This is a genomic window from Achromobacter sp. Marseille-Q0513 (assembly GCF_018195695.1).
GTDB lineage: Bacteria > Pseudomonadota > Gammaproteobacteria > Burkholderiales > Burkholderiaceae_B > Achromobacter.
In genome coordinates, this window is sequence record NZ_JAGTJY010000192.1 from 1 (window position 1) to 11696 (window position 11696).

Below are 11696 nucleotides of genomic sequence, written 5' to 3' on the forward strand. Positions count from 1 at the left end.
ACCCTGCTGCATGGCGGTTTCATCCTGCAGATCGGCCGCCACGCGCTCATCGATCTGCTCTCACAATGGCAGACTGCCGGCGTCAACCACGTCGCCCTGGGCATCCAGTTCTCACGCCGCCCCGCCGCCGAAGCCATCCAGGAATTGGCGGAGGAAGTGCTGCCGCGCTTCCCGTCGCATGAGGATGTGCCGCCACTGGATATGGATTGGTAGGCGTGACTGCGCAAGACAAGGCCCGACACACACCTCACACAACCAACACCCCCACGACGCAAGCCACCACGTATGCAGAAACTGGCCGCCCGCGCGGCCAGTTTCTGCGGGCGACGCAAACCCCGCCCCCGACCACGGCTCCAGCAACGCCACATCCCTCGAAACTCGCAGCCCCTCGGGCGGGGCGGCGCGGCTGCGAGCAACCTCGATGCGCCCGAGGGAATCCGAAGGCAGCCGCCGCAGGCGGCAACGAGGATGACGAAGGGGAAGTCCGGAGCGAAGGCTCCGGACCGCAATCGTGGGCGCGAGCAGCCGCGCCGCCCCGCCCGAGGGGCGACCCACGAAGCGCCAGCACACAACGCTCAACGAAGCACCAGCAACAGCACCAGCAGCAACAGCAGTAGCAGCAGTGAAGACAACAGCCTCACAAACCGCCAACACTCAAGCCCCCAAAAAAAACGGCGCCACAAAGGCGCCGTCTTCTCCAAAATCCAAACCCTCAACGCTTCTGCTTGAGCTGCGAAAGATCCCGCACCGCCCCCCGATCCGCCGAAGTCGCCAGCGCCGCATAAGCCTGCAAGGCCAGCGACACCACCCGCTCCCGATCCACCGGCTCCCAGGCCTTCTCCCGCGCGTTCATCGCCTCGCGACGCCGCGCCAGCACCTCATCCGACACCGCCAGATGCATCTTGCGCTGCGGAATATCGATCTCGATCACATCGCCGTCTTCCACCAGCCCGATCGTGCCGCCCTCAGCCGCCTCCGGCGAAGCATGCCCGATCACCAGTCCCGACGAGCCACCCGAGAAACGCCCGTCCGTGAACAGCGCGCACACCTTGCCCAGCCCCTTGGACTTCAGATAGGACGTCGGATACAGCATCTCCTGCATCCCCGGCCCGCCCTTCGGCCCTTCGTAGCGGATCACCACGACATCGCCGGCGACGACCTTGTCGCCCAGGATGCCTTCCACCGCATCGTCCTGGCTCTCGAACACCCGCGCGCGTCCCGTGAACACCCACTGCGACTCATCCACGCCCGCGGTCTTCACGATGCAGCCCTTCTCGGCCAGGTTGCCATACAACACCGCCAGCCCGCCGTCCTTCGAATATGCGTTTTCCTTGCTGCGGATGCAACCCGTCTTGCGATCCGTGTCCAGCGTCAGGAACGTCGCGTCCTGGCTGAACGCCACCGTCGTCGGAATGCCGCCGGGCGCCGCGCGATAGAACTTCTGCGCCGCCTCGCCGGCATCACCCGCCACGTCCCACTGCGCGATCGCATTGCCCAGCGTGCCGCTGTGCACATTGCCGCAGGACAGGTCCAGCAGATCCGCGCGCGCCAGCTCGCCCAGGATGCCCAGGATGCCGCCCGCGCGATGCACGTCTTCAATGTGGTACTTGTCGGTTGCCGGCGCCGCCTTGCACAGGCACGGCACCTTGCGCGAAATGCGGTCGATGTCGGCCATCGTGAAATCCACGCCCGCTTCCTGCGCCGCGGCCAGCAGGTGCAGCACCGTGTTGGTCGAGCCGCCCATCGCCACGTCCAGCGCCATCGCGTTCTCGAACGCGCTCTTGGTGGCGATGTTGCGCGGCAGGACCGACGCGTCCTCTTCCTGGTAATAGCGGCGGCACAGATCCACCACCAGGCGGCCGGCCTGCTCGAACAGGCCCTTGCGCCATGCGTGCGTGGCCACGATCGTGCCGTTGCCCGGCAGCGCCAGGCCGATGGCCTCGGTCAGACAGTTCATCGAGTTGGCGGTGAACATGCCGGAACAGGAACCGCAGGTCGGGCAGGCGCTGCGCTCGACCTCGGCCACGTCCGCGTCCGACACATTGGGATCGGCCGCCTTGATCATGGCGTCGATCAGATCGATCTTGGCGATCACCGAGCCGTCCGTCGGCGACTTCACCTTGCCCGCTTCCATCGGGCCGCCCGACACGAACACCACCGGAATGTTCAGGCGCATCGCTGCCATCAGCATTCCCGGCGTGATCTTGTCGCAGTTCGAGATGCAGACCATCGCGTCAGCGCAGTGCGCGTTCACCATGTACTCGACCGAGTCGGCGATCAGCTCGCGCGACGGCAGCGAATACAGCATGCCGCCGTGGCCCATGGCGATGCCGTCGTCCACGGCGATGGTGTTGAATTCCTTGGCGACGCCGCCGGCGGCCTCGATTTCCTTGGCGACCAGCGCGCCCAGGTCGCGCAGGTGCACGTGGCCCGGCACGAACTGCGTGAAGGAGTTGACCACCGCGATGATCGGCTTGCCGAAGTCTCCGTCCTTCATGCCGGTGGCGCGCCACAGGGCGCGGGCGCCGGCCATGTTGCGGCCGTGGGTTGAGGTGCGGGAACGGTAGTGCGGCATGATCTTTCTCAGGCGGTTAGCGGGCGGCGAAACGCTAAATAATACGCCGGTTCCGCACCCACGCGCCTGAGGACATGCCCGGGAGGCCGCTGTGCGGCGGGTTTGCGTCCGGCCCGCGCCCGGCAGGCGGCCGTCAGGCGGACGCCGCGCCGCGCGCCGCGAAGGCGCTGGGCGGCTCGCCCAAGGCCTTGCGGAACATGGCCGCGAAGGCGCTCGGACTCTCGTAGCCCAGGTCCAGCGCCACATCCAGCACCCGCTCGCCGCGCGCCAGCCGCTCCATCGCCGCCAGCAGCCGCGCCTGCTGGCGCCAGCGGCCGAAGGTCATGCCGGTATGGCGCAGGAACAGGCGCTGCACCGTCTTGGGATCCACCCCCAATTCAAGGGCCCAGTCGGCCACGCCGTCCTGCCGCTCCGGATGCCGCACGATGGCGCGGCAAATGCGCGCCAGCCGGGGCTCGGCCGGCTGCGGCAAATGCAGCGGCAGCACCGGCTCCTGGCGCAACTCGTCCAGCAGCAGCATCATCAGGCGGCCATCGCGCGTGCCCGGCTGCCAATCCAGCGGCACCTCGGTCGCCGCCGCCATCAGCTCGCGCAGCAGCGGCGAGATCGACAGCACGCAGCACTGCGTGGGCAGGTGCGCGGCCGCGCCCGGCTCGACGAACACCGTGCGCATGCGCGGCTCGCCGCTCATGCGGATGCCGTGCGCCACCCAGGCCGGCACCCACACGCCGCGCGTGGGCGGCACCACCCAGATGCCCGCCTCCGTCTCCACCACCATCACGCCCGAAATCGCGTAGAGCAGCTGCGCGCGGCGATGACGATGGCGGCGCACGCGGTGGCCGTCCTCGTAGTCCACCGCCAGTCCGGCCACGGGCCGCGCCGAGGCTTCGTAGGGGAACAGGTCCAGGTTCGCGGGCGTGCGCGGACCGTTGCGTGGCGCGTCGCCGGCACCGCTGGCGGCGGCGCGACTGCGCGCCGGCGCGGCGCTGGCGGCCGGTGGGGGGATGTCCGTTTTTCGACGATTCATGGATGGATGCCGTTGAACACCCCATTCTAGGCGTTCAGGCCCGCAAGCCCAGCAAGGCCTCGCGCAAGTGCCGCAGCCCGCGGCTGAGTGGCTTGTCGCCGCGCATGACGATGGCCAGCGTGCGCGCCAGGCGCGGCGCCAATGGCAACACGGTCAGCGCGTCGCGCCGGCCCGCGCCCGACACCGCCAGCCTGGGCAGCACGGCGCAGCCCAGGCCGGCGGCCACGATCTCCTTCATGGCCTCGGTGCTGCCCAGCTCCATCACCGGCTTGGCCGCCAGGCCGGCCTCCTCGAACCAGTCGTCCACCAGCCGCCGCGTGCGCGCGCCCGGCTCGAACAGCACCAGCGGCAGCGCCGCCAGCGCCTGCGGCGTGGCGCTGGCCGGAATCGCGATCGGGCCACGCGCCGGAAAGATGGCCACGAATTCGTCCTCCAGCAACGGCTCGACCTGGAACATGCGGCCCGGCGCCGGCATCGTCACCAGGCCGATATCCAGCGTGTTGTTCTCCAGCCCGCGCAGCATGTCGGCCGTGTTGCCCGTGCTGGCCACGACCTCCAGCGCCGGGAAGCGCCGCCGCAGGTCCGCCAGCAGCGGCGGCAGCAGGTAGGTGCAGGCGGTGGCGCCCGTGCCCAGCCGCAGCCGGCCGCTGACCTGCGAGGCATGCGCCGTCATGGCCTGCTCGGCCTGGGCCAGCGTCGCGTCGATGGCGCGGATGTGCGTGAGCAGTTCCAGCCCGGCCGCCGTCGGACGGGCGCGCCGGCCGACGCGCTCGACCAGCTTCAGCCCGTAGCGCCGCTCCAGCTGCCGCACCTGCAGGCTGACCGCCGGCTGCGTCACGCCGTTGCGCTCGGCGGCGGCGGAAAAGCTGCCCAGTTCCGCCACCTGCGCGAACATGCGCAAATGGTCCAGGTTCAGTCCACGCATGATCCCAAATCCAAAGTTTTTCTTATGTAATTCATAATAGACCAAAGCTTTATTAATAGGTCTGCTTGCCTCACACTGACGGCTTATGGATTGCGCTGTCGGCCCGGATGCCGGCGGTCCTTGATCCGACGGCACTTCCTCCGCCGTTTTTTTATTCCTGCGTCGAGCCCTTCATGCCTGCCCCCGCCCCCGCCATCCTCGTTCGCGACAGCGTCGACGCCGACCTGCCCGCCATCAAGGCCATCTACGCCCATCACGTGCAGCACGGCACGGCCTCCTTCGAGCTGGATCCGCCGTCCATCGAGGAAATGCGCCAGCGCCGCGCCGCCGTGCTGGCCCAGGGCATGCCCTACCTGGCGGCCGAGATCGACGGCGAGGTGGTCGGCTATGCCTACGCCACGCCGTACCGCCCGCGCCCGGCCTACCGCCACACGGTGGAAGACTCGGTCTACGTGAAGACCGGCCGCGGCGGACTCGGCATCGGCGGCAAGCTGCTGGCCGCGCTGGTCGAGCGCTGCGCGGCCGAGGGCTGGCGCCAGATGCTGGCCGTGGTGGGCGACAGCCGCAACGCGGCCTCGCTGGCGCTGCACGCCAGCCAGGGCTTCCATCCCGTGGGCACGCTGCGGTCGGTCGGCCACAAGCATGGCGAATGGCGCGACACGGTGCTGATGCAGCGCGCGCTGGGCGACGGCGACGCCACGCCGCCGGGCCGGCCGTGAGTCCGCCCCGGGACGCGGCCGGCGGCCTGCCTTCCGTCGCTCCCGTCTGTCCGCCGGTCGGCGCCCGGGCCATCGTCTGCCTGGGCCTGTCCCAGCTGATCGGCTGGGGCGTCACCTTCTACCTGATCGGCGCGCTCGGTCCGGCGATCACCGCCGGCCTGGGCTGGAACTCGGCCGCCGTCTATGGCGGCTTCTCGGCCGCCATCGTGACCATGGCGCTGGTTTCGCCCATCGCCGGCGTGGCGGTGGATCGATGGGGCGGCCGCCGCGTGATGCCGGCCGGCGCGGTGCTCTCGGCGCTGGGCTGCGTGGCGCTGGCCTCGGCCCATGCGCTGCCGCACTATTACCTGGCCTGGGCCGTGCTGGGCACGGGCATGCGGCTAAGCCTGTACGACGCGGCCTTCGCCTCGCTGGCCCGCGCCGCCGGGCCGACCGCCCGCCGGCCCATGTCGCAGATCACCCTGTTCGGCGGGCTGGCGTCCACCGTGATGTGGCCGGTCGGGCACCTGCTCGCCGAATGGCTGGGCTGGCGCGGCGCGGTGCTGGCCTATGGCGCGCTGGCGCTGGCGACCGCGCCGCTGTTCCTGGCGCTGCCGCGCCAGCGCTACGCCGCGTCCGCGCCGCAGGCCGGCGCGGCGGCTGGCGGCCTGGCGCGCAGCCAGGGCGAGCGCCGGCTGGCCGGCGCCTTGTACGCGCTGATCGCGATGCTGACGAATTTCCTGGCGGCGGGCAACGCCGCCCATCTGATCTCCATCCTGACCGGCCTGGGGCTGGCGGCGACGGCGGCCGTGGGCGTGGCCGCGCTCTGGGGCGTGGGCCAGTTCTCCGGCCGGCTGGTCGACGTGGCGCTGGGCGGGCGGCTGCATCCGCTGACAATGACGCTGATCGTGTGCCTGCTGCTGCCGCTGTCCTTCGCGCTGGCGCTGGCCTCGGATGGCGACGTGGCCATGCTGGCGGTCTATGCGCTGGCCTACGGCGCCTGCAACGGTCTGCTGACCATCGCGCGCGGCACGCTGCCGCTGGCGCTGTTCGACTACCGCAGCTACGGCGCGGTGGTGGGCGGACTGCTGATCCCCAGCTTCCTGCTGACCGCCGCCGCGCCGGTGGCCTATGCGCAGATGGTCGAGCGTTATGGCGCGCGCGGCGCGATCGGCCTGTCGACCGCGCTCGCGGCCGGCATCCTGGCCTGCGCCGCGATCCTGCGCTGGCGCTTCATTGGACGGGCCAGGCAGGGCGGCTGAGCCGCGTCACCGCGCGCGCCGAAAACACAGAGCGCCGGAAACACGGAATGCGCGTAATCCCTGGACCGCACCGGCGCGCAAGCCCCGGCGCGTCCGGACGTCAATCGGCCTGACGGCCGCCCGCGTCCCACTTGGCCCAGCCGGCCTTGCGCAGCTTGCAGGCCGGGCACTCGCCGCAGCCGTAGCCCCAGTCGTGGCGCGCGCCGCGCTCGCCCAGGTAGCAGGTGTGGCTGTCCTCGACCACGATATCCACCAGCGCGTCGCCGCCCAGCTTGCGGGCCAGCGCCCAGGTCTCGGACTTGTCGATCCACATCAGCGGCGTCTCGATGGTGACGCGCGCGCCCAGGCCCAGGCCCAGCGCCACCTGTTGCGCCTTGATGGTGTCGTCGCGGCAATCGGGATAGCCGGAGAAATCGGTTTCGCACATGCCGCCCACCAGCACGTCCAGCTGGCGGCGATAGCCCAGCGCGGCGGCCAGCGTCAGGAACAGCAGGTTGCGGCCCGGCACGAAGGTATTGGGCAGGCCGTTGGCCTGCATCTCGATGGCGCGGTCGCTGGTCATGGCGGTGTCGCCCACCTGGCCCAGCACCTTCAGGTCCAGCAGATGGTCCTCGCCCAGGCGCGGCGCCCAGTCGGGAAAGCGTTCGCGGATGCGGGCCAGCACGGTCAGGCGCGCGTCCAGCTCGATGCGGTGGCGCTGGCCGTAGTCGAACGCCACGGTTTCCACATGCGCATAGCGCTCCAGCGCCCAGGCCAGGCAGGTGGTGGAATCCTGCCCGCCGGAAAACAGCACGAGCGCGCGACGTTGATGGTTTTGCATAAAGGGGGTTTATCGAATTACGAAGGGATCAGTCGCACTTTAACGCAGCGCCCGGCGTTTCCCGTAAGGATCGCTGCGTAAAATCGAAGCGCTTTTCCTTTCTGGTGTTGTTGCTCCACGCGTTTTTCGTCGCCGGGCCATCCCAAGACGAAAACCGCCGCCCCGCCGGGGCGGCAGGCGCACATGGCGCGCGGCGTGGAGCCCCGATCCCCCTCCCTGTTCCATCCACCCCGTCCGACGGATACCCGCCCGATGAATGCCAGCAGCAGCCGCCCGCAGTCCGATTCCGCTGAACCCTTGCGTCACGATATCCGGCTGTTGGGCCGGCTGTTGGGGACAGTCATCGCGGAATGCGAGGGCAAGCGGGTGTTCGACACCATCGAGACGCTGCGCCGCACCGCGGTGAAGTTCCGCCGCGAGGGCAATGACGCCGACGGCAAGCTGCTGCAGGAGCGCGTCAAGCGATTGCAGGGCAGCGACCCGAACTCGGTGGCGCGCGCCTTCAGCTACTTCCTGCACCTGTCCAACATCGCCGAGGACCGCGACCAGAACCGCCGCCAGCGCGCCCGCGCCCTGGCCGACCCGGCGCCGTCGCGCGGCAGCCTGCGCGAGACCGTGCAGACGCTGGGCCGCCACGGCGTCGGCCCGGCCCGCATCCGCCGCCTGCTGGCCGAGGCCTGCGTGATGCCGGTGCTGACCGCCCACCCCACCGAAGTGCAGCGCAAGAGCACGCTGGACGAACACCGCGAGATCGCCCAGGCGCTGGCCCACCGCGACGCCACGCTCACCCCCGAGGAGCTGGCCGAGATCGACGCCACGCTGCTGGGCCGCGTGGCCACGCTGTGGCAGACCCGCATGCTGCGCTACACCCGCCTGACGGTGGCCGACGAGATCGAGAACGCGCTGTCCTATTACCGCAGCACCTTCCTGCAGGCGATTCCGCGCCTGTACGGCGACCTGTCGCGCCTCTTGAACCGCGAGTCGGCCAAGCCCTTCGCCGCGCCGCCCCCACCGCTGGAGCCGTTCCTGCGCATGGGCAGCTGGATCGGCGGCGACCGCGACGGCAATCCCAACGTCGACGCCGGCACGCTGGAACGCGCGCTGCTGCGCCAGGCCACGGTGCTGTTCGAACACTATCTGCAGGAGGTCCACGCGCTGGGCGCGGACCTGTCCATGACCACGCTGCTGATCGCCGCCGACCCGGACCTGCAGGCGCTGGCCGACCATAGCGGCGACGACTCGCCGCACCGCGCCGACGAGCCCTACCGCCGCGCGCTGGTCGGCGTGTACGCCCGCCTGGCCGCCACCGCCCAGGCCCTGACCGGCCAGAACCTGGCCCGCCGCAGCACCGTGGCGGCCCAGGCCTATGACGGCCCCGAGGCCTTCGCCGCCGACCTGGCGCTGGTCGCCAAGTCGCTGGCCGCCCACCACGGCGCGCCCATCGTGCGGCTGCGCCTGGCCGGGCTGCTGCAGGCGGTGGAGGTGTTCGGCTTCCACCTGGCCACGGTGGACCTGCGCCAGAGTTCCGACGTGCACGAGCGCGCGCTGGCCGAGCTGTACACCCGCGCCGGCACGCAACACGAAGGCCAGCCGCTGGACTACCTGGCGCTGGACGAGGACGCGCGCGTGGCGCTGCTGCGCGCCGAGCTGGCGCAGGCGCGCCCGCTGGCCTCGCCCTGGATCGCCTACAGCGAGGACACCACCCGCGAGCTGGCGGTGCTGCGCGCCGCCGCGGCCGGCCGGGCGCGCTACGGCAAGCAGGCCGTGCGCCAGACCATCGTGTCCCACACCGAGACGCTGAGCGACCTGCTGGAAGTGATGGTGCTGCAGAAGGAAGCCGGCCTGATCGCGCCGGCCGGCGCGCCGATCCAGGACGACGACGGCCTCATGGTGGTGCCGCTGTTCGAGACCATCCCCGACCTGCAGCGCGGCGCGACCATCATGGCGGCCTGGCTCGACCTGCCCGAGATCCGCGAGCGCGTGAAGCGCGCGCAGCATGGCGCGCAGGAAGTCATGCTGGGCTATTCCGACAGCAACAAGGACGGCGGCTTCCTGACCTCGAACTGGTCGCTGTACCAGGCCGAGCGCGAGCTGGTGGACGTGTTCTCCGTGCGCCATGTGCGCCTGCGCCTGTTCCACGGCCGCGGCGGCTCGGTGGGACGCGGCGGCGGCTCCAGCTTCGACGCCATCCTGGCCCAGCCGCCGGGCACGGTGGCCGGCCAGCTGCGCCTGACCGAGCAGGGCGAAGTGATCCAGAGCAAGTACAAGGACGCCGAGATCGGCCGCTGGCACCTTGAGCTGCTGGTCGCGGCCACGCTCGAATCCAGCCTGGCGCCGCGCGCCGAGGCCGCCAGCGCCGAAGACGCGCACATGGCGCGCCATGGCCAGGCCATGTCCTTCATGTCCGAGACCGCGCAGCGCACCTATCGCGGCCTGGTCTACGAAACGCCGGGCTTCGCCGAGTACTTCTTCGCGTCCACGCCCATCAGCGAAATCGCCGGCCTGAACATCGGCTCGCGCCCGGCCTCGCGCAAGAAGGGCCAGCGCATCGAGGACCTGCGCGCCATACCCTGGGGCTTCTCTTGGGCGCAATGCCGGCTGATGCTGACCGGCTGGTACGGCATGGGCTCGGCCATCGAGGCCTATCTGGAAACCGGCGCGCCGGGCGCCCCCGCCTCGCGCCGCGCGCGGCTGGCGCAGCTGCGCGAGATGGCGCGCGAGTGGCCGGCCTTCCGCACGCTGCTGTCGAACATGGAAATGGTGCTGGCCAAGTCCGACCTGGCCATCGCCGCGCGCTACGCCCAGCTGGTGCCCAAGCGGGCGCTGCGCGAGCGCATCTTCGGCGCCATCAGCGCCGAGCACGGCCGCACGCTGGCCATGCTCAAGCTGCTGACCCAGCGCGAGCTGCTGGCCGACAATCCCATGCTGCAGGCCTCGCTGCGCGAACGCTTCGCCTATATCGATCCGCTGAATTACCTGCAGATCGAGCTGATCCGCCGCCACCGCGCCGCCCAGCGCGAACCGGACGCGGCGGTGGACGAACGCGTGCAGCGCGCCATCCACCTGACCATCAACGGCATCGCGGCGGGGCTGCGCAACTCGGGTTGAGGCTCGCGCCCCTCGGCGGGCCCGCCTTCCGCGCGGCGGCGCCGGCATTGCCGGGGCCGCCACTCGCGCTATAGAATGAGGATTATTCTCATTTTCAGCGCAAGGCCCTCGGCGCCGCCGCGCCGGAGGCATCCCCATGTCGGTCCAAGAATCCGCCCTGCCGCGCCAGGGCATCGAAGGCCTGTATGCCGAACACCACGGCTGGCTGCGCGGCTGGTTGCGCAGCCGGCTGGGCAATGCCTTCGACGCCGCCGACCTGGCGCACGACACCTACCTTCGCATCCTGAGCAGCGGCCGCATGCCCGAGCCGCAGCAATCGCGCCAGCATCTGGCGCAGATCGCCAAGGGACTGGTGATCGACCTGTACCGCCGCCGCCAGATCGAGGCCGCCTACCTGGAAGCGCTGGCCCGGCTGCCGCAGCCGCTGGCGCCGTCCGCCGAGGATTGCGCGCTGGCGGTGCAGGCCCTGATCGATATCGACGCCGTGCTGAACGGCCTGCCGCCCAAGGCGCGCGAGGCCCTGCTGCTGCGCAAGCTGGACGGCATGAGCTACCGCGACATCGCCGCGCGCCTGCGGGTCTCGGTCTCGTCGGTGGAAAAGTACGTGGCGACCGCCCTGCTGGCCTGCTGTCAGGCCCAGCTGGCGCTGCCGCGCGACTAGCCGGCCATGCCCGCCGCCACGCTTGCTGTCGATCCCGCCATCGCCCGGCGCGCCGCCGAATGGATGGCCCGCCTGTGGTCGGACGACGCCAGCGAGCAGGACCGCGCCGACTGCGCGCGCTGGCGGGCGCAGCATCCCGATCATGAACGGGCCTGGCAAACCCTGTTGGCGTTCGAGGACAAGCTGGCGGGCGTGCAGCCGCAGGCGGGCGGCCATGCCTTGCGCCGCGCCGTATCCGGCACGGGACGGCGCCGCGCCATGCGCCTGCTGGGGCTGGGCGCGCTGCTGGCGGGTTCCGGCTATGCCCTGCGCGGCACCGACGCCTGGCGCGGCGTCACGGCCGACTATCACAGCGGCACCGGGGAAATCCGCGCGCTGACGCTACCCGACGGTACGCGCCTCACGCTGTCCACCGGCACGGCGATCGACCTGCGCTTTGACGCGAACGAGCGCCTGGTGGTGCTGCTGGCGGGTGAAATCCTGGTCGCCACCGCGCCCGATCCCGCCGCCATGCCGAGGCCGTTCCGGGTGCGCAGCCGGCACGGCACCGTGCAGGCGCTGGGCACGCGCTTCACGGTCCGCGAATACGACGAGGATGCGCGCGTGGCGGTGTTCGAGGG

Annotated in this window: 9 protein-coding genes and 1 pseudogene; 6 read left to right on the forward strand and 4 right to left on the reverse strand. The window is 70.7% G+C overall.

Annotated elements, in window-relative coordinates; all coding sequences use genetic code 11:
* A pseudogene (locus tag KDH83_RS26090) lies at positions 1 to 213 on the forward strand (LLM class flavin-dependent oxidoreductase); the annotation flags it as partial.
* Positions 214 to 712: 499 nt separating this feature from the next.
* Here KDH83_RS26090 and ilvD read toward each other — a convergent pair.
* The 3 genes from ilvD to KDH83_RS26105 form a co-directional block, all read right to left on the reverse strand.
* Positions 713 to 2575 (reverse strand): dihydroxy-acid dehydratase, encoded by a 1863-nt coding sequence (gene ilvD, locus KDH83_RS26095; protein ID WP_212320993.1) that lies wholly within the window; start codon positions 2573 to 2575, stop codon positions 713 to 715.
* Positions 2576 to 2708: 133 nt separating this feature from the next.
* Positions 2709 to 3602: a helix-turn-helix transcriptional regulator gene (locus tag KDH83_RS26100; RefSeq protein ID WP_249205363.1), complete on the reverse strand. Its 894-nt coding sequence runs from the start codon at positions 3600 to 3602 to the stop codon at positions 2709 to 2711.
* A 34-nt stretch (positions 3603 to 3636) separates the two neighbouring features.
* Complete coding sequence (locus KDH83_RS26105) at positions 3637 to 4527, reverse strand: LysR family transcriptional regulator (protein WP_212320994.1); 891 nt, start codon at positions 4525 to 4527, stop codon at positions 3637 to 3639.
* Positions 4528 to 4700: 173 nt separating this feature from the next.
* On the opposite strand from KDH83_RS26105, the gene KDH83_RS26110 reads away from it, so the two are divergent.
* Both KDH83_RS26110 and KDH83_RS26115 read left to right on the forward strand, forming a co-directional pair.
* Positions 4701 to 5246, forward strand: a complete 546-nt coding sequence (locus KDH83_RS26110; RefSeq protein ID WP_212320996.1) for a GNAT family N-acetyltransferase — start codon at positions 4701 to 4703, stop codon at positions 5244 to 5246.
* 26 nt (positions 5247 to 5272) lie between these two features.
* Positions 5273 to 6487: an MFS transporter gene (locus KDH83_RS26115; RefSeq protein ID WP_249205365.1), complete on the forward strand. Its 1215-nt coding sequence runs from the start codon at positions 5273 to 5275 to the stop codon at positions 6485 to 6487.
* A gap of 100 nt (positions 6488 to 6587) precedes the next feature.
* Here the strand turns inward: KDH83_RS26115 and queC are convergent, their stop codons facing one another.
* Positions 6588 to 7307, reverse strand: a complete 720-nt coding sequence (gene queC / locus KDH83_RS26120; protein ID WP_212321006.1) for a 7-cyano-7-deazaguanine synthase QueC — start codon at positions 7305 to 7307, stop codon at positions 6588 to 6590.
* 252 nt (positions 7308 to 7559) lie between these two features.
* On the opposite strand from queC, the gene ppc reads away from it, so the two are divergent.
* From ppc to KDH83_RS26135, 3 genes are all read left to right on the forward strand, one after another.
* Complete coding sequence (ppc, locus tag KDH83_RS26125) at positions 7560 to 10415, forward strand: phosphoenolpyruvate carboxylase (protein ID WP_212321008.1); 2856 nt, start codon at positions 7560 to 7562, stop codon at positions 10413 to 10415.
* A 136-nt stretch (positions 10416 to 10551) separates the two neighbouring features.
* Positions 10552 to 11076, forward strand: coding sequence for a sigma-70 family RNA polymerase sigma factor (locus tag KDH83_RS26130; RefSeq protein WP_212321010.1), 525 nt, complete (start codon positions 10552 to 10554; stop codon positions 11074 to 11076).
* Positions 11077 to 11082: 6 nt separating this feature from the next.
* Positions 11083 to 11696 (forward strand): FecR domain-containing protein (locus KDH83_RS26135; protein ID WP_212321012.1); only part of this gene is annotated, 614 nt, incomplete at its 3' end.

Bases quoted from the DNA above. Each gene is read 5' to 3' on its own strand.
- KDH83_RS26100 (WP_249205363.1), bottom strand. From the start codon at position 3,602: ATGAATCGTCGAAAAACGGACATCCCCCCACCGGCCGCCAGCGCCGCG.
- queC (WP_212321006.1), bottom strand. From the start codon at position 7,307: ATGCAAAACCATCAACGTCGCGCGCTCGTGCTGTTTTCCGGCGGGCAG.
- ilvD (WP_212320993.1), bottom strand. From the start codon at position 2,575: ATGCCGCACTACCGTTCCCGCACCTCAACCCACGGCCGCAACATGGCC.
- KDH83_RS26130 (WP_212321010.1), top strand. From the start codon at position 10,552: ATGTCGGTCCAAGAATCCGCCCTGCCGCGCCAGGGCATCGAAGGCCTG.
- ppc (WP_212321008.1), top strand. From the start codon at position 7,560: ATGAATGCCAGCAGCAGCCGCCCGCAGTCCGATTCCGCTGAACCCTTG.
- KDH83_RS26110 (WP_212320996.1), top strand. From the start codon at position 4,701: ATGCCTGCCCCCGCCCCCGCCATCCTCGTTCGCGACAGCGTCGACGCC.
- KDH83_RS26105 (WP_212320994.1), bottom strand. From the start codon at position 4,527: ATGCGTGGACTGAACCTGGACCATTTGCGCATGTTCGCGCAGGTGGCG.